Genomic DNA, 17757 nt, shown 5'->3' on the forward strand with positions numbered 1-17757 from the left:
CAGTCGGTTCGTAGGTCTAGCCGGGCGCCGCCCGGCAAAGGGTCGAGCAACAAGTCCCGACTGGCCGTGACACGAGCGGAAGACGCAGGTCCAATAATAAAGATCATGCCTTTGCGGCTCGCCGCGATGGCCGCCTAAAGGACTGCGTTTTAGAGGGAGAATACAATGCGCAAAGTCGCACTCGCGGCGGGCCTGCTCGGCGCCGCCGCCATGGTTTGGCCGGCGATGGCCAATGACAGCGTCACGACGATCCTGAAAGACCCCAAACAGTGGGGCATCCAGACCGGCGACTACGCCAACACCCGTTACTCCAAGCTCGACCAGATCACGGCGAAGAACGTCGACAAGCTCCAGGTCGCCTGGACGTTTTCGACGGGCGTTCTGCGCGGCCATGAGGGCGGCCCCCTCGTCATCGGCGACGTGATGTACGTTCACACGCCGTTCCCGAACAACGTGTTCGCGCTCGACCTGAACCAGGACGGCCGCATCATCTGGAAGTACGAGCCGAAGCAGGACCCGAGCGTCATCCCGGTCATGTGCTGCGACACGGTTCATCGCGGTCTGGCTTACGCCGACGGCCTGATCCTGCTGCACCAGGCCGACACCACGCTCGTCGCGCTCGACGCCAAGACCGGCCAGAAGAAGTGGTCGGTGGTGAACGGCGACCCGAAGAAGGGCGAGACCAACACCGCGACCGTTCTGCCGGTCAAGGACAAGGTCATCGTCGGCATCTCGGGCGGCGAATTCGGCGTGCGCGGCTCCGTGACCGCCTACAACCTCAAGGACGGCTCCAAGGCGTGGCGCGCCTACTCCATGGGTCCGGACGAGGAGATGCTGATCGATCCGGCGAAGACCACCGAGCATGGCAAGCCGGTCGGCAAGGACTCTTCGCTGAAGAGCTGGGAAGGCGACCAGTGGAAGATCGGCGGCGGCTCCACCTGGGGCTGGTACTCGTACGATCCGAAGCTGAACCTGATGTACTACGGCTCGGGCAACCCCTCGACCTGGAACCCGAAGCAGCGCCCGGGCGACAACAAGTGGTCGATGACCATCTTCGCGCGTGACGTCGACACCGGCGTGGCGAAGTGGGTCTACCAGATGACGCCCCACGACGAGTGGGACTTCGACGGCATCAACGAGATGATCCTCACGGATCAGAAGATCGACGGCAAGGACACTCCGCTCCTCACGCACTTCGACCGTAACGGCTTCGCCTACACGGTGAACCGCGATACGGGCGAAGTCCTGGTCGCCGAGAAGTACGACCCGGTCGTGAACTGGGCCACCAAGGTCGATCTCGACAAGTCGTCCAAGACCTACGGCCGTCCGCTCGTCGTCGCCAAGTATTCGACCGAGCAGAACGGCGAAGACGTGAACAGCCAGGGCATCTGCCCGGCGGCTCTCGGCACCAAGGACCAGCAGCCGGCGGCCTACTCGCCGGAGACCGAGCTGTTCTACGTGCCGACCAACCACGTCTGCATGGACTACGAGCCGTTCCGCGTCTCGTACACCGCCGGCCAGCCTTACGTCGGCGCGACCCTCTCGATGTACCCGGCCCCCAACTCGCATGGCGGCATGGGCAACTTCATCGCCTGGGACAACAAGAAGGGTAAGATCGTCTGGTCGAACAAGGAGCAGTTCTCCGTGTGGTCGGGCGCTCTCGCGACCGCCGGCGGCGTGGTGTTCTACGGCACGCTGGAAGGCTACCTGAAGGCGGTCGACGCCAAGTCGGGCAAGGAACTCTACAAGTTCAAGACCCCGTCCGGCATCATCGGCAACGTCACGACCTATGAGCACAAGGGCACGCAGTACATCGCCATCCTGTCGGGCGTCGGCGGTTGGGCGGGCATCGGCCTCGCGGCCGGTCTGACCAACGCCACGGACGGCCTCGGCGCGGTCGGCGGCTACGCGGCTCTGTCGAGCTACACCGCCCTCGGCGGTCAGCTGACCGTGTTCAAGCTGCCGAAGTCGTAAATCCGGCACGGCGCCTCCGGGCGCCGCGCCTTTTCTCTGGGGGCCCGGCCATCGGCATCGTCCGACGGTCGGGCCTTTCCGCGTCCGGGGGAGACCCCAGAATCTCATGAAAGCGCGCGGCCTCGCCAGCGCGTTCAGGAGGACTGACACGATGATTTCCGCATTCGGGCGCTCCGTCGCAGCCGGCGTTTTGGCTGCAGGCGCGCTGATCGCCGCAGGCGCCTCCACCGCGCACGCGCAAACCTCCGACCTCGTCAACCGCGCGACGCTGCGCGTCTGCGCCGACCCCGCCGACATGCCGCTCTCCAACGAGAAGGGCGAAGGGTTCGAGAACAAGATCGCGGAGCTGCTGGGCAAGGAGCTCGGGATCCCGGTCGACTACACCTGGTTCCCGCAGGCGACCGGCTTCTACCGCATGACGCTCGGCAGCAAGCGCTGCGACGTGGTGATGGGCTATGTCGCCGCCGGCGATCCGGTGCTGAACACCAACCCCTACTTCAAATCGGCCTGGGTGCTGGTCACCAAGAAGGGCGGCGCGCTCGACGGCGTCGACACGCTCAGCGACGAGCGTCTGAAGTCGGGCCGGATCGGCGTGATCGCCGGCACCGCGCCGGCGAACCATCTCGCGCGCTACGGCCTGCTCGGCCGCTCGCGGCCCTATTCGCTGATGGTCGACCGCCGCTATGAGTCTCCGGCCGAGGAGATGCTCAAGGACATCGATTCCGGCGCGATCGACGCCGGCATCCTGTGGGGGCCGATCGGCGGCTACTACGCCGCGCAGTTCGGCAAGGACACCCACAGCGTGGTCCCGCTCGTGAAGGATCAGGGCTTCCCGCCGCTGACCTATCGCATCACAATGGGCATCCGGCCGAACGAGCTGAACTGGAAACACCGCCTGAACGATTTCATCGCGAAGAACCAGAACGAGATCAACAAGATCCTGCTCAGCTTCAACATTCCGCTGCTCGATGAACAGAACAGGCCGATCGTCGCGCCGGCGGACTGAGGCGATCGCGGCCGCTCACCTCGCGGCCGCCTGCCTCGCGGCCGTTCTGGCCGCGGGGGGCGCCGGGGCGGCGGAGGACCCGGTCGACGGGCCGACGCCGCCCGAGCCTGCCGGCTACCGCATGGACGGCTACCGCACGCCGACGCCCGCGACGCTGGCGGGCGCCGTCGTGCTCGACACCGCGGCCGCCGAGCGGCTGTGGCGCGACGGTCGGGCGGTCTTCGTCGACGTCATGCCGCGACCGGAGAAGCCGGCGAAACTTCCGGCCGGCACCATCTGGCGCGACGCGCCGCGCGATCATCTGCCGCGCAGCGCCTGGCTGATCAATGTGGGCTACGGCGCGCTCGCGCCCCGCATGGAAGAGTTCTTCCGCGGGAGCCTTCGGGAGCTCACCGGCGGAGACGCGGCGAAGCCGCTGGCGTTCTACTGCCGCCGGGCGTGCTGGATGTCGTGGAACGCCGCGAAGCGCGCGATCGAGTGGGGCTACTCCGCCGTGTACTGGTACCCCGACGGCTCCGACGGCTGGGCCGAGGCCGGGCTGCCGCTGGAGGCGGCCAAGCCATATCGGGTCGGCGCAAAGGAGTAGCTGCGGCCGCGGACGACGATCGGGACGGCCGCGGCGCAGCGCTCAGTTGTCGAGCTTCGCCTGGATGTCGCGGCCGCGCTCGAAGGCGAGCTGCTCCAGGATCACCGGGCTCTCGCAGACATAGGTGAGGGCCTGGGCGCGCTCGTCGTAGATGCGCGTGTCCCAGTTCAGCGCCTCTTCCTTCTTCTGGAACTCCGGCGACATCTGCGTGGCCATGTCCTTGCGCTCGGCGGCGAGCTTGAGGCTCGCCTCCTTGATCCGTTCGGAGAGCGCGCGCTGCTTGCGGGCGTAGCGCTCGATGCCGGTGATGACGGCCGAGCGCGCGGCGTTGATCTCGCTGAACACCCCGGCGAACAGCAGCGTGAGCTGCGCGTTCTTCTCCGGGCCCGCCGCGGCCGTGAAGCGGTCGATCGCGGCCTGCGCCTCGTCCCGCTTGGTGCGCCGCGCGACCAGCAGCGGCACGAGGTCCGCCACATGCGGATCGTCGCGCCATTTGGCGATGGCCTCGTCGAGCGGCGGGCCGGCCCACATCTGCCCGTAGCTGAGCGCGCCGACCTTCGGCTGGATGCATGGCCAGTCGCTGTCCGGCCCGGGCTTGCCCTGCGCGGCGCGGCCCTGTCCGGGCTGCTCGGCGCGCGGCGTGGGGGCGGGCAGGGGCGTCTTCGGCCCGCCGCCGGCGCCGGCCTGCGCCAGCGTGGCCGGTCCGGCGGCCGTCTGGTCCTGCGCCGCGGCGCCGCCCGCGGCGACCGCCGCGATCAGGGCGCCCGCGGCGAGCCGCGCCGTCGCGGCGCGGCGGGCGCGTTGCGTGATGGTCATGAGCATCGTCTCCCGAGGAGTTCTCGCGGCCGTGCGGTCGGGTCTGGCCGCCGGTCGTCCTGTTCGTTCAGGCGTCACGTCGCGCCGCCGTCATTTGGCCGCGTCCGGCCCGCCGCGCCGCGCCGTCAATCCGGCCGAAGGATCGTAGGCGAATACGGCGGCCACGAGGAAGACCGTCGCGCAGCCCGCGACCACGGCGAGCGAGGTCCACTCGACCTGACCGTAGAGCGCGAAGCGGATCAGTTCGACCGCATGGGTGAAGGGGTTGTAGCTGCAGATGTACCAGAGCGGAACGCTCGCCTGCTGGATCCGCCACAGCGGATAGAGCGCGGAGGAGGCGAAGAACATCGGGAAGATGACGAAGTTCATCACGCTCGCGAAGTTCTCGAGCTGCTTGAACACCGACGACATCACGAGGCCCATGGCCCCGAGCATCAGCCCGGTGAGGATCAGCGCCGGCAGCACGGTGAGATAGCCCCAGGGGCTGTCGGGCTGCACGTCCCAGAAGTAGGCGACGAGCAGGAAAGCGTACACCTGCAGCAGCGAGACGAAAATGCCGGCGACCAGCTTCGACAGCAGCAGGTGCCAGCGCGGATAGGGGCTGACCAGCAGGATGCGCATCGCCCCGACCTCGCGGTCGTAGACCATGGAGAGCGAGGACTGCAGCCCGTTGAAGAGCTGGATCATCGCGATCAGGCCCGGCGCGATGTAGACCTCGTAGAGGACATAGGTCTCGTAGGGCGGGATGATCGACACGCCGAGCACCGCGCGGAAGCCGGCGGCGAAGATGAACAGCCAGACCAGCGGGCGCACCAGCGCCGACAGGAAGCGGCCGCGCTGGTGCACGAAGCGCAGGCCCTCGCGCCAGACGATGCCGTAGAGCGCGATCATGTAGCCGCCGAAGGTCAGGCGGCGGTCGTCTGGCGGGGCGGCGGGGCTCGGCGAGAGCGGTTCGGTCGCGCTCATGCCGCGCTCGCCCCCGGCGCGGCCGCGTCGGCCTCCGTGACGACCGCCATGAAGGCCGCCCCGACGTCGTCGGTTCCCGCGCGGTCCCTCAGCGCGGCGACGTCGCCCGAAAACAGCATCCGGCCCTTGTGCAGCACCGCCACGCGGTCGGCGGCCTCGATCTCGTCCACGAGATGCGTCGCCCACAGCACGCCGATGCCTTCGTCCGCGATCAGCCGGCGGACCTCGGCGATCAGCGCCCGCCGGGAGCCGATGTCGAGGCCGACGGTGGGCTCGTCGAGCAGCAGCAGGCTCGGCCGGTGGAGCAGGGCGCGCGCGATCTCGACGCGGCGCATCTGTCCGCCGGACAGCGCCCGCACCCGCTCCTTCGCGCGGGCCTCGAGCCCGACGCGCTCGAGCAGCGCCAGTCCGCGCCGCTTGGCCTCCGCGGGGCCGAGGCCGTGCAGGGCGGCGTGGTAGAGCAGGTTCTGCAGCACGGTGAGCTCGAGATCGAGCGTGCGCGCCTGGAACACGACGCCGAGGCGCGACAGCGCGCCAGCGGGGTCACGGCGCACGTCGTGGCCGAGCACGGCGATCGAGCCGCTGCGGTTCTGGTAGAGCCGCGTGATCAGCGAATAGAGCGTGGTCTTGCCGGCGCCGTTCAGGCCGAGCAAAGCCGTGAAGGCCCCGGACGGGGCCTCCAGGCTGACGCCGTCGAGCGCCTTGCGCGATCCGAAGCTGTGGCTGACGTCGCGCACGCTGAGCGCGGGCGCGGCGCCCGCCCCGTGCGTCGCCGCGGTCATGCCGCCACCTTGGAGGCAAGGCTCACGGCACGGCCACCGCGCCCCAGGGAGACCGGCCGGTGGTGATCGACTTCAGCACCTTCTCGCTCGCGATGTCGATGATCGAGATGTCGTTCGAGTTGCCGTTGGTGGTGTAGAGCCGCTTCTGGTCCGGCGAGAAGGCGAGCTGCCACACGCGCTGGCCGACAAGCAGGTACTTCTTGATCTCGAAGGTCTCGGTGTCGATCACCGCGACGCGGTTCGCCGGCCCGAGCGCGACGAAGGCGGTCGAGTTGTCGCTCGTGATGCGCACGCCGACCGGCTGGATCGCCTCGGGCGTGACGCCGGGGATCTCGAAGGTGATGCGCTTCACGATCTGATGCGTCTTCGGGTCGATCACCGACACCGTGCCGCCGACCTCCGCCGACACCCAGACATGCTTGCCGTCGGGGCGGAACTCGGCGATGCGCGGGCGGCTGTCCACCAGCACGTTCTCCACGATCTCGTTCGTGTCCGTGCTGATGAAATGGGCCATGTTCGTCGTTTCCGACGTGTTGACGAGCACCTTGCCGTCCGGGCTGATGCCCATGCCCTCCGGCTCCACGCCGACCGGCACCTCGGTGATCTTCTGGCCCGTCGCGGTGTCGACGATCGTGACCATGTTGTCGTCTTCGTTGGCGATGTAGAGCGGATTGCCCGAGGGGTGCAGCACGAACAGCTCCGGGTCGGGGCCGGAGGGCAGCGTGCGCAGCATCTTGTAGGTCGCAGCGTCGTAAACCTCGACACGGTTGTCGTCGCTGGCGCAGATGTAGATCAGCTTGCCGTCGGGGCTCGCCGTGATCCCGCGCGGCCGGCGGCCGGTCTTCACCGTTTCGATCACCTTCAGCGTCTCGCCGTCGATCACCGTCATGGTGTGGTCGCGCTCGTTCGAGACGAAGATCCGTTCGGCGGCGGCCGGAGCGGCGGAGCCGAGCAGCGCGGCGGCGGCCACGCCGGCCAGCCACAGTCGCGCCCTCGGCGCGGACGGGCGGCGGTCAGCAGAAGCGGTCATCCAGAGATTCTCCCAACCGGCGCGGCTCGGGAGGCCGCGCATCTTATTGTCAGATATCGGGCGGGGGTCGTCCCCGCCGCCCGTCGTCACTGCAGTTTGCACTTCGTCTCGGGCCGGTCGAAGCCCATCGTGTCGAGCAGGTTCGTCTGGTGCAGAAAACCTTCCTGCGGCGACACCGTCACGACCGCCGCCGGCTGCGCCAGCACGATCGGCTGCCGGAGCTGGTTGTCCCAGGGGCGGTAAGTGAAGGATTGCCCCTTGAAGCCCGCCAGCTCGAAGTCCGGGCCAAAGATGTAGCCGCGCAGCGCCTTCACGTCGTTCGACTTCGTTCGCGTCCCGGCCTCGCCGATCGTCCGCATGGCGAGCCACATCTGGAAATCGAGCGGACGCATGACGCGCTTCGATTGCCGGTAGAAGCGGTTCTGGAGCTGCGCGGCGCCCCAGTTCTCGAGCGTCGAATGCCAGGTCGTGGGCGTCAGTCCCGCCGTTCCCGCCGTCGGTCGCGGGTCCCAGGTGCGCCAGCCGATCAGGTCGCCGAACTCGCCTAGCTCGTCGGCGATGACCGCGATGTCGTAGGAGACGTTCTGGGTGAAGACCGGCACCTCGTTCTGCGCGGTGGCGCGGGCGTCCGGCCCGAAGTTCCACACCCGCTCCTCGACGATCTTCGCGCCGAACTTCTTCGCCGAGCGCTTCACGTCGTCGGCGTATTTGCGGTCTTCGGGCGTGCGGCCGGTGAGCAGCAGCCAGTTCGACCACCGCCGGGTGACGAGGTACTGCGCCAGCGCGTCCGTCAGCATCGCGCGGTTCGGCGCGGTGTGCAGCACGTTCGCGCGGCAATCCTGCTGCCGCAGCTCGTCGTCCGGAGCGCCGGCGTTGAACAGGATGACGTCCTTGCCCTTCGCCGCGTCCGCCATCTTCAGCAGCTGGTCGGCCGGCACCGCGAGCACGATGAACTTCGCGCCGCCCTCGATCAGCCGGTTGAACGCCGGAAGGGGGTCCTCTCCGAAGGGGACCAGCTCCTCTGCGAGCTGGAAGTCCTGCTTCATGAACCGGCCGGTGGTGTTGTTGTCGGCTATGCCAAGCCGCGCGCCGGCGATGCCGTCGTCCTGCGGCGGCAACGTCGCGATCGTGTTCCACCATGGCGGGGGCGGCGGGAACTGGCGCAGAACGCCGAACTTGAACGGCAAAGCGGCGGGCTTCGCCGCCGCCGGCGTCTCGGCCGGCGCCTGCTGGGCCGCGGCCGGGCCTGCGAGCGCAAGCGACGCGGCCAGCAGCGCGATCGACGTCAAGCGCGCAGCGATCACGCGGCGTCCTCGGAACGAAGGCGGGCGGCGAGGTGCATCAGACGTCTCCCGGGCGGCGGTTCGGTCCGCCGCTTCCTTTAGTTGGCGCACAGTTAGTTGGCGCACAGTCGCCGTTTTGGCGATAGCGGCGGTTCCACCGACGTGGTATCGCCGTTCGGGAACAATTCCACCCCTCCGTTGGCATCATTGCAATATATAAGAACATAATAAGTGCTGACGATTGCTTGAAGCGGAGGGAGCGCGAGCCTGTCGCGCAAAGATTTAGACGACGCAAACGCCGGTCGCATGGGCGGATATCGTTCCGTCCTTAGATGAATGCCGGCGATGCAGGGCGGGAAGTCATGACGAGGCCGGGAGACATCATGCGCGATAGGGTCTGCGGGATCGAGCGGCGCGGCTTTCTGGCGGGGGCGGCGGCGCTCGGCGCGGCGGCCGCGCTTGGCCCCACTCCGGCGCGGGCGTCGCGGGCGATCAGCGTCACGACGCTGAAGTTCGGAACGGTCAACTGGCTGCTCGACACCGTCGAGGCCGAAGGCTTCGCGGCGCGCGAGGGCGTCGATCTGCGGCGGCAGACGCTGGCGTCGCCACAGGCGCTGACGGTCTCGCTGCAGGCCGGACAGGCGGATCTGATCGTCAGCGACTGGGCCTGGGCCATGCGCCGGCGCGTGGACGGCGAGCCGCTTCAGTTCGCGCCCTATTCGACCGCGCTCGGCGCGATCATGGTGGGCAAGGACAGCAAAATCGCCAGCCTGAAGGATCTCAGGGGCAAGAAGCTCGGCGTCGCGGGCGGGCCGATCGACAAGAGCTGGCTGCTGTTCCGGGCGCGGGCGCAGAGCGAGGTGGGCGGCGACATCGCCACCATGCTGGAGCCGGTGTTCGGCGCGCCGCCGCTTCTGTCGGAGCAGTTGCGGCTCGGCCGCGTCGACGCGGTGCTGACCTACTGGCACTTCGCCGCCCGCCTCGACGCGGAAGGCTTCCCTAAACTCGTCGACGTGACCGACATCCTGCGCGATCTCGGCGTCTCGCCGCCGCCGCCGCTCGTCGGCTTCGTGTGGCGCGAGGCGCTGTCGCGCGACGCGGGTCGGGGGCTGGCGGGCTTCTTCCGCGCGGTCGCGGCGGGGAACGAGACCCTGAAGACCTCGGACGCCGCCTGGGAGCGGCTGCGGCCCTCGATGCAGGTCAAGACCGACGCCGAGTTCACGCGGCTGCGCGACTATTTCCGCGCCGGCGTGCCCGGTCCGTGGAGCCAGGCGGACGTGACCGCCTCCGAGAAACTGCACAAGCTGCTCGCGGATTTCGGGGGCGCCGATTTCGTGGGACCCGATCCGCGCTTCGACCCTGCGCTGTTCTGGTCGCCGAAGGCCTGAAGCGCGTGGCGACGCTCAATCGGATCGGCTGGTCCGCCGTCTCGCTCGGCGCGTTCATAGCGGTGTGGTGGCTCGCGGCCGCGCTGATCGACAGCGCGCTGCTGCCCGATCCGCCGAAGGTGCTGGAGGCGCTGTTCGCCGCCGCCCGCTCCGGCGAACTTGCGACGAACCTGCTCGCCACGCTCGCGCGCGTGATCGCGAGCTTCACCATCGCGATGGTTCTGGGCTCCGCGCTCGGCATCATGCTCGGTCTCTGGCCGGCCGCAGACCGGCTGCTCGGCCCCTGGGTGGTGTTGTTCCTCAACCTGCCGGCGCTCGTGATCATCATCCTGGCCTACGTCTGGTTCGGCCTGAACGAATGGGCGGCGATCATCGCGGTCGCGATCAACAAGATCCCGAACGTCGCGGTGACGCTGCGCGAGGGCGCGGTCGCGCTCAGCCGGGACCTCGCCGAAATGGCCGCGATCTACCGCTTCGGCCGCTGGAAGACGCTGCGCCACGTCATCCTGCCCCAGCTCGCCCCGTTCTTCGCTGCGGCGGCCCGCTCGGGCCTCGCGCTGGTCTGGAAGATCGTGCTGGTGGTGGAGCTGCTCGGCCGGCCGAACGGCGTCGGCTTCGAGCTCCAGACCTCGTTCCAGCTGTTCGACGTGGCGACCATCCTCGCCTACGCGCTCGCCTTCGGCCTGATCGTCCAGGCGATCGAGCTCGGGGTGGTGCAGCCGTGGGAACGGGCCGCCAACAGGTGGCGCCGATGAGCGCGGTCAGCGTCGAGATCGTCTCGAAGACGTTTCCGGCCGCCGGCGGCGCGCCCGAGCGCGCGCTCTACCGCGACTTCCGGCTCGACGTGGCGGACCGGTCCTTCGTGGCGCTGCTCGGGCCCTCGGGCCTCGGCAAGACCACGCTGCTCAACATGATCGCGGGCGTCGACCGCGACTTCGTCGGCCGCGTCGGCTTCGGCGCCGGCGGGTCGCCGCGGATCGGCTACGCCTTCCAGACGCCGCGGCTGCTGCCGTGGCGCACCGTGCTCCAGAACGTGACGCTGCCGCTGCCGGCGGGCGAAGGCGCGCGCGAGCGGGCCTTGCGCGTGCTGTCGGAAATGGGCCTCGCCGACGCCTCCGACGTCTACCCCGAGCGGCTGTCGCTCGGCATGCAGCGCCGGGTCGCGCTCGCCCGCGCCTTCGCGCTGGAGCCGGACCTGCTGCTGATGGACGAGCCCTTCGTCTCGCTCGACGAGGCCAACGCCGACCGTCTGCGCGACCTGCTGACCGAGCTGATCGCGCGGCGGCCGACCACGGTGCTGTTCGTCACCCACGACAGCCGAGAGGCGTTCCGGCTCGCCGACCGGGTCGTCGCGCTCGACGGGCCGCCGGTGCGGATCACCGACGACGTCGCGGTGACGCTGACGCCCGAGCAGCGCCGCATGCCGAGCGAGATCGAACGCCTGCGCGCCGCCCTGCTTGGGCTGAAGCGCGGCGCGGTGGCGTAACGGCGGAAGCGCTCCTGCGGCGCTCGCGCGGCTTCACGCCACCGCGACGTCGAGCCCGAGATCGAGCGTAGGGGCCGAATGGGTGATGCGGCCGATCGAGATCAGGTCGACGCCGGTCTCGGCGACCGCGGCCACCGTCTCCAGGCTGACATTGCCGGAGGCTTCCGTCGCCATGCGGCCGCCGACGCGGGCGACCGCCTCGCGCAACAGGTCCGGGCCCATGTTGTCGAGCAGCACGACGTCCGCGCCGCCGTGGGCGATGACGCGGTCGAGCTGGTCCAGGGTGTCGACCTCGATCTCGATCTTCACGAGATGCCCGATATAGGCCTTGGCGCCGTCGAGCGCGGCCTCGATCGAGCCGGCGACGGCGATGTGGTTGTCCTTGATCAGGATGGCGTCGTCGAGCCCGAAGCGGTGGTTCGCGCCGCCGCCGCAGCGCACCGCGTATTTCTCGAACACCCTGAGGCCCGGCGTCGTCTTCCGCGTGCAGCAGATCTTCGCCTTGGTGTGGGAGACGCGGTCGGCGTAGGCCGCGGTCGCGGTCGCGACGCCCGACAGCCGGCCGAGGAAGTTGAGCGCCGTCCGTTCGGCGGAAAGCGCGGGCCGGGCCGGGCCCTCGATGCGGGCGATCACCGCGCCGGGCGCAAGCTTCGCTCCGTCGACGAGCTCGGCGGCGAAGACGATCGACGGGTCCAGCGCCGCGAAGGCGGCTTGGGCCAGCTGCAGCCCCGCGAGCCGGCCGGGCTGGCGCGCGGCGATGACGAGTCGGGCGGTCGCGGAGGCCGGGATCGTCGCGGCGGTGGTGATGTCGCCGGCGCGGCCGAGGTCTTCAGTGAGCGTCGCCTCGACGGCGCGGCGCACCGCGATCGGGTCGAGGCCTCCAAGCGGGCCTGACACGGTCACGAGGCGGCCCTGGCGAGCGGCGTCTCGGCGCGCTCCAGCGCCTGATCGAGCGTCAGCAGGGAGCGATGGGCGAGCGCGGGGACCGCGTCGGGCGCGTCGGAGCGGAAATGGCCGCCGCGGCTCTCGCGCCGCCGCTCGGCCGCGATCGCGATCATGAGGGCGGTGGTCGCCATGTTGCGGGTGTCGGCGTCCTGCGCGGCGCGCCGGATGCGGGCGAAGGTCTCGACCGCGCGTCCGAGGCCGACGGCGTTCCGCACGACGCCGACATGGTCGGCCATGGTCCGGCGCAGCTCGACGATCGCGGCGCCGTCCGGCGGGGTCGCTGCGGGCGCGCTGCGGGAGGGCGCGGCGCGGGCCGAGAGCGGCGGCGCGGGCATGAGGCCCAGAATGTCCTCGGCGATCCGCGCGCCGAAGACGACCGCCTCCAGCAGCGAGTTCGAGGCGAGCCGGTTCGCGCCGTGTGCGCCGGTCGAGGCGGTCTCGCCGCAGACCCAAAGGCCGTCGAGCGAGGAGCGCCCGTTGGCGTCCACCAGCACGCCGCCCATGTGGTAATGCGCGGCGGGCGCGACCGGGATCGGTTGCGTCACCGGATCGACGCCCGCCGCCACGCAGGCGGCGTAGACGGTCGGGAACCGCGCGGGGAAGCGTTCGCCCACCTTGTCGCGGGCGTCGAGGAAAGCGCCGCCGCGACGGTCCGCCTCGAAGACGGCGCGGGCAACGATGTCGCGCGGGGCGAGGTCGAGGTCGGGATGGACGCCGTCCATGATGCGGCGGCCGTGCGCGTCGACCAGCACGGCGCCTTCGCCGCGCAGCGCCTCGGTCGCGAGCGGGGCGGGATCGCGGCCAACCGCGATCGCGGTCGGATGGAACTGCACGAATTCGAGGTCGGCCAGCGTCGCGCCGGCCTCCGCCGCCATGGCGAGGCCTGCGCCGCGCGCCTCGATTGGATTGGTGGTCACGGCGTAGAGATGGCCGACGCCGCCGGCCGCCAGCACCACGGCGCGGCCGATGACGCGGACCGGCTTCGCAGAGCCAGCCGGACGCGCCGAGACGCCGACCACGAAGCGGCCCTCAGTGACGAGCTCTTCCGCGACGAGGCCTTCGAGCACGCGGATCGACGGCGTGCGTCGCACCGCGGCGACGAGCGCGCCCATGATCGCGCGGCCGGCGAGGTCGCCGTTCACGCGCACGATGCGGCGCTCCGAATGGGCGGCCTCGCGGGAGAGCTGGAGCTTGCCTTCGAGATCGCGGTCGAACGGCACGCCATAGGCGAGCAGGTCCGCGATGCGGGCGGGCGCCTCGCTAGTCATCAGCCGGGCGACCGCCTCGTCGACGATGCCCGCGCCGGCCGCGACCGTGTCCGCGGCGTGCGACTCGGCGCTGTCGCCGAGGCCGACGGCGGCCGCGATCCCGCCTTGCGCCCAGGCCGATGACGCGCCGTCGCCGAGCGGGGCGGCGGTGACGATGGTGACGGGCCGGGGACTGAGCTTAAGCGCGGTGAACAGGCCCGCGAGCCCGCCGCCGACGATGACGACGTCGTCCACGCCCGCCCATGACAGCGGGGCGAGATCGTCGGGGTCGAGAGCGTCGGGGGCGTCGGTCATGGCGTTTCACCCGTCATCCCGGCCAAGCGGCGGCGCCGCGAAGAGCCGGGACCGTTCCAAATGAAAGCGCGTCATGGTCCGGCTTGACCGGACCATCCATGCCGGACGTCGGGCTCGACGTCCGAGATGGGTCCTCCGGAAACTCGAATGCAATCGAGTTTCCTTCTCAAAGTGGTTCAGATCGGCAAAAGCCTATCTGAATGCAGCCGGAGGACGACGGCGCGGGGTCTCGAGGGCTGCGACCCTCAGATCTTCAGGTTGACCATGCGCTCGACGCTCATGCGGGCGCGCTCGGCGATCACCGGGTCGACCACGATCTCCTCGCGCATGTGCACGAGGCTTTCGAGGATCTTCGGCAGCGTGATGCGCTTCATGTGCGGGCAGAGGTTGCACGGCTTCACGAACTCGGTGTTCGGCGCCGAGGTCATGATGTTGTCCGCCATCGAGCATTCGGTGATCAGCACCACCTTCTTCGGCGACTTGAACTTCACGTAGTCGGCGAGCTTGGCGGTCGAGCCGGTGAAGTCCGCCTCGGCCAGCACGTCCGGCGGGCACTCGGGGTGCGCGAGGATCGTCACGTCCGGGTCGGCCTCGCGATAGGCGCGCAGCTCCTCGGCCGTGAAGCGCTCGTGCACCTCGCAGGCGCCGTTCCAGGTGATGATCTTCACCTTGGTCTGGGTCGCGATCCAGGCGGCGAGGTACTGGTCCGGCAGCACCATGACTTCCGGAACGCCGAGCGATTCGACCACGGCGACGGCGTTGCCGGAGGTCAGGCAGATGTCGGCCTCGGCCTTCACTTCGGCCGTTGTGTTGACATACACGGCGACCGGCACGCCGGGGTGCTTGCGGCGCAGTTCGCGCACGTCCGCCGCGGTGATCGAGGTCGCGAGCGAACAGCCGGCGCGCGCGTCCGGGATCAGCACGGTCTTGTCCGGGTTCAGGATCTTCGACGTCTCGGCCATGAAGTGCACGCCGCACTGGACGATGACCTGGGCGTCGGTCTTGGTCGCCTCGCGCGCGAGCTGGAAGCTGTCGCCGACCACGTCGGCCACGCAGTTGTAGATCTCCGGCGTCTGGTAGTTGTGCGCCAGGATGACCGCGTTGCGGACTTTCTTGAGCTCGTTGATCGCCTTGACGTAAGGCGCGAAGAACGGCCACTCGACCGGCGGGATGACGGCCTTCACCCGGTCGTAGAGATGCGCGGTCGCGGCCTCGACCTCGGGCGTCCATTCCAGCGACGGCATGGCGACGGGAGAGAACCGGCGCGGCTCCGCGATCGTGCGGAGGGGGGAGGCGGAGGCGAGGGCGGCGAGCGGGGACATGGCGTCCTCCCAGGATCGAACCGTTCCAATATGCTCATTTCGAGCATAACTATGATAATGCGTCGCAGGCCGGATTAAAAGGGCCGCGGACATGAAAACGTCATCTGGCATGCCAGTGACGTTAGAGCGCTTGGAGCGCAAGGCCTGGACAGTGCAGTGGAGGCTTTCGATCGATTCCGGCGATGCGCGGGATCATGGAGTTTCATGAGATGCGGCCGCGGCGCGCCGCTACACTGCGGCGACGACACGCCCTTCAGGAAGCCCCGCATGTCCGCCGTCGCCCGCGCCGCCCGCTCGCCGCTCGTGATCATCCTGTGCGGCTGCGCCATCGCCGCGCTCACCTTCGGCCCGCGCTCGGCGGCCGGCCTGCTGCTTGCGCCGATCTCCGACAGCCACGGCTGGGGCCGCGACGTGTTCGCGATGTCGTTCGCGATCCAGAACCTGCTCTGGGGCGTCGGCCAGCCCTTCGCGGGCGCGGTCGCCGATCGTTTCGGGGCGGTGCAGGTGCTGATGGTCGGCGGCCTGCTCTACGCCGCGGGCCTCGCGCTGATGCCGTTCTCGAGCGATCCGCTCGCCATGCATTTCTCCGCCGGCGTGCTGATCGGCTTCGGCCTGTCGGGCGCCTCGTTCTCGCTGGTGATCGGCGCCTTCGGCAAGCTGCTGCCGGACGAGTGGCGCAGCATCGGCTTCGGCTTCGGCACGGCGGCCGGGTCGTTCGGCCAGTTCGTGTTCACCCCGTTCGCCTCGGCGCTCGTGGCGAACTACGGCTGGCAGTCGACCGTGCTGGTGTTCGCCGCGCTGATGCTGCTGGTCGTGCCGCTCGCGCTGGCGCTCGCCGCCCCGAAGGCCTCGGGAGCGTCCGGGCCGAAGGCCGCGGACCAGACCATCCGGGAGGCGCTGAAGGAGGCCTTCGCGACGCCGAGCTACTGGCTGCTCGTGATCGGCTTCTTCACCTGCGGCTTCCACCTCGCCTTCGTGACGGCCCACCTGCCGCCGTACCTCATCGACAAGGGAATCGCGCCCGCGATCGGCGGCTGGACGCTGGCGCTGATCGGGCTGTTCAACATCGCCGGCTCGCTCGGCTCCGGCGTGCTCGCGGGCCGCATGCCGAAGCGGGTGCTGCTGTCGGCGATCTATTTCGCGCGCGGCGCGCTGATCGCGGCCTTCATCCTGCTGCCGACGACGCCCGCGACCTCGCTCGCCTTCGGCGCCGGCATCGGCCTGCTGTGGCTCTCCACGATCCCGCCGACCTCCGGCATCGTCGCGACGCTGTTCGGCACCCGCTACCTGACGATGCTCTACGGCTTCGTGTTCTTCTCCCACCAGGTCGGCTCGTTCTTCGGCGTCTGGCTGGGCGGCCTGCTCTACGAGCGCACCGGCTCCTACGATCTGGTGTGGTGGATCGCGATCGGCCTCAGCATCATGTCCGGGCTCGTGAACCTGCCGATCCGCGAGCGCCCGGTCGCGCGGCTCGCGCCGGCCACCTGAACCGCGGCGTCGCGCCGGCCGGGATGACGGACGGCCTCGTCTTCCCTATCTAGCGCCCGACGACCCCATTCACCGATCCCGGAGCCTCGCGCCCCATGTCCACATTCCGCGCCCTGCGCATCGACAAAGGCGACGCCGGCCAGACGCTGGCGACGGTCGACTTCCCCGAGGCCGAGCTGATGGACGGCGACGTCGTCGTCCGCGTCTCGCATTCGACCGTGAATTACAAGGACGGGCTCGCGATCACCGGCAAGTCGCCGGTGGTGCGGCGCTTCCCCATGATCCCGGGCATCGATTTCGCCGGCAAGGTGACGGCGACCGAGAACCCCGAGTTCAGGGTCGGCGACGAGGTCGTGCTGAACGGCTGGGGGGTGGGCGAGACCCATCTCGGCGGCTACGCCGAGATCGCCCGCGTGCCGGGCGCCTGGCTGGTGCCGCTGCCGGAGGGCCTAAGCGCCGCCGAGGCGATGGCGATCGGTACCGCCGGCTACACCTCGATGCTGTCCGTGATGGCGCTCGAGCGGCACGGCGTGACGCCCGACCGCGGCCCGGTGCTGGTGACCGGCGCCGCCGGCGGCGTCGGCTCGGTCGCGGTCGCGCTGCTGGCGAAGCTGGGCTACGAGGTCGTGGCCTCCACCGGCCGCGAGAGCGAGGCCGGCTATCTCCGCGAGCTCGGCGCCGCGCGCATCCTGCCGCGCGAGGAGCTGGCCGCGCCCGGCAAGCCGCTGCAGAAGGAGATCTGGGGCGGCGTGATCGATTCCGTCGGGTCGGTACCGCTCGCCAACGCGCTCGCCCAGACCAAATCGGGCGGGGCGGTGGCCGCCTGCGGCCTCGCCGCCGGCATGGACCTGCCGACCTCGGTCGCGCCGTTCATCCTGCGTGGCGTGTCGCTGCTCGGCATCAACAGCGTGACCGTGCCGAAGCCAATCCGCATCGAGGCCTGGGGCCGGCTCGCGAAGGATCTCGACCGCGCGAAGCTCGCCGCCATGACCAGGACCGTCGGCTTCGACGACATCGTCCCCACGGCCACGGCGATCGTCGAGGGCAAGGTCCGCGGCCGGGTGGTGGTGGAAATCTGAGGAGGCCAGGGCCGTCATCCCGGACGGCCGCAGGCCGAGCCGGG

General features: G+C 69.8%; 16 protein-coding genes. 8 read left to right on the forward strand and 8 right to left on the reverse strand.

Features of this window, described 5'->3' with window-relative positions; all coding sequences use genetic code 11:
- The first annotated feature begins 165 nt into the window (after positions 1-165).
- The 3 genes from xoxF5 to PKE78_RS12270 all read left to right on the forward strand — a co-directional run bounded on the left by xoxF5 (position 166) and on the right by PKE78_RS12270 (position 3566).
- The gene (xoxF5, locus tag PKE78_RS12260; protein ID WP_428981268.1) at positions 166-1974 is read left to right on the forward strand and encodes a lanthanide-dependent methanol dehydrogenase XoxF5; all 1809 of its coding nucleotides are present in this window, start codon (positions 166-168) and stop codon (positions 1972-1974) included.
- Between the two features lie 151 nt (positions 1975-2125).
- Positions 2126-2980 carry a substrate-binding domain-containing protein gene (locus PKE78_RS12265; protein WP_271201191.1) on the forward strand — a complete coding sequence of 285 codons (855 nt, stop codon included), beginning with the start codon at positions 2126-2128 and terminating at the stop codon, positions 2978-2980.
- Positions 2943-3566 (forward strand): PQQ-dependent catabolism-associated CXXCW motif protein, encoded by a 624-nt coding sequence (locus tag PKE78_RS12270; RefSeq protein ID WP_271201192.1) that lies wholly within the window; start codon positions 2943-2945, stop codon positions 3564-3566. The genes PKE78_RS12265 and PKE78_RS12270 overlap by 38 nt, the downstream gene beginning before the upstream one ends.
- Before the next feature lie 42 nt (positions 3567-3608).
- On the opposite strand, the gene PKE78_RS12275 is transcribed toward PKE78_RS12270, so the two are convergent.
- From PKE78_RS12275 to PKE78_RS12295, 5 genes are all read right to left on the reverse strand, one after another.
- The gene (locus tag PKE78_RS12275) at positions 3609-4382 is read right to left on the reverse strand and encodes a hypothetical protein (RefSeq protein WP_271201193.1); all 774 of its coding nucleotides are present in this window, start codon (positions 4380-4382) and stop codon (positions 3609-3611) included.
- Between the two features lie 90 nt (positions 4383-4472).
- A complete protein-coding gene (locus PKE78_RS12280; RefSeq protein WP_271201194.1) occupies positions 4473-5348 on the reverse strand; it encodes an ABC transporter permease in 876 nt (291 codons plus the stop codon).
- Complete coding sequence (locus PKE78_RS12285; protein WP_271201195.1) at positions 5345-6130, reverse strand: ATP-binding cassette domain-containing protein; 786 nt, start codon at positions 6128-6130, stop codon at positions 5345-5347. Before PKE78_RS12285 ends, PKE78_RS12280 begins: the two co-directional genes overlap by 4 nt.
- Before the next feature lie 22 nt (positions 6131-6152).
- Positions 6153-7160, reverse strand: coding sequence for a YVTN family beta-propeller repeat protein (locus PKE78_RS12290; protein ID WP_271201196.1), 1008 nt, complete (start codon positions 7158-7160; stop codon positions 6153-6155).
- An 86-nt stretch (positions 7161-7246) separates the two neighbouring features.
- Positions 7247-8464, reverse strand: coding sequence for an ABC transporter substrate-binding protein (locus PKE78_RS12295; RefSeq protein WP_271201197.1), 1218 nt, complete (start codon positions 8462-8464; stop codon positions 7247-7249).
- A 362-nt stretch (positions 8465-8826) separates the two neighbouring features.
- On the opposite strand from PKE78_RS12295, the gene PKE78_RS12300 reads away from it, so the two are divergent.
- Genes PKE78_RS12300 through PKE78_RS12310 form a run of 3 tightly spaced genes read left to right on the forward strand, consistent with a single transcriptional unit; the run spans position 8827 to position 11317 of the window.
- On the forward strand, positions 8827-9831 hold the full coding sequence (locus tag PKE78_RS12300; RefSeq protein WP_271201198.1) for an ABC transporter substrate-binding protein: 1005 nt from the start codon (positions 8827-8829) through the stop codon (positions 9829-9831).
- A 5-nt stretch (positions 9832-9836) separates the two neighbouring features.
- The gene (locus PKE78_RS12305) at positions 9837-10586 is read left to right on the forward strand and encodes an ABC transporter permease (RefSeq protein WP_271201199.1); all 750 of its coding nucleotides are present in this window, start codon (positions 9837-9839) and stop codon (positions 10584-10586) included.
- A complete protein-coding gene (locus PKE78_RS12310) occupies positions 10574-11317 on the forward strand; it encodes an ABC transporter ATP-binding protein (RefSeq protein ID WP_428981269.1) in 744 nt (247 codons plus the stop codon). The genes PKE78_RS12305 and PKE78_RS12310 overlap by 13 nt, the downstream gene beginning before the upstream one ends.
- Before the next feature lie 33 nt (positions 11318-11350).
- Here the strand turns inward: PKE78_RS12310 and nadC are convergent, their stop codons facing one another.
- The 3 genes from nadC to nadA all read right to left on the reverse strand — a co-directional run bounded on the left by nadC (position 11351) and on the right by nadA (position 15146).
- A complete protein-coding gene (nadC, locus tag PKE78_RS12315; protein ID WP_428981281.1) occupies positions 11351-12214 on the reverse strand; it encodes a carboxylating nicotinate-nucleotide diphosphorylase in 864 nt (287 codons plus the stop codon).
- Positions 12215-12216: 2 nt separating this feature from the next.
- Entirely contained in the window at positions 12217-13824 is a 1608-nt protein-coding gene (locus PKE78_RS12320; RefSeq protein WP_271201202.1) for an L-aspartate oxidase, read from the reverse strand.
- A 245-nt stretch (positions 13825-14069) separates the two neighbouring features.
- The gene (nadA, locus tag PKE78_RS12325) at positions 14070-15146 is read right to left on the reverse strand and encodes a quinolinate synthase NadA (RefSeq protein WP_271201203.1); all 1077 of its coding nucleotides are present in this window, start codon (positions 15144-15146) and stop codon (positions 14070-14072) included.
- A gap of 267 nt (positions 15147-15413) precedes the next feature.
- On the opposite strand from nadA, the gene PKE78_RS12330 reads away from it, so the two are divergent.
- Both PKE78_RS12330 and acuI read left to right on the forward strand, forming a co-directional pair.
- Entirely contained in the window at positions 15414-16634 is a 1221-nt protein-coding gene (locus PKE78_RS12330; protein WP_271201204.1) for an MFS transporter, read from the forward strand.
- A gap of 95 nt (positions 16635-16729) precedes the next feature.
- Positions 16730-17713, forward strand: coding sequence for an acrylyl-CoA reductase (NADPH) (acuI, locus tag PKE78_RS12335; RefSeq protein WP_271201205.1), 984 nt, complete (start codon positions 16730-16732; stop codon positions 17711-17713).
- Positions 17714-17757: the final 44 nt, after the last annotated feature.

The sequence above is a fragment of the Methylopila turkensis genome, from assembly GCF_027922325.1.
Taxonomy (GTDB): domain Bacteria; phylum Pseudomonadota; class Alphaproteobacteria; order Rhizobiales; family Methylopilaceae; genus Methylopila; species Methylopila turkensis.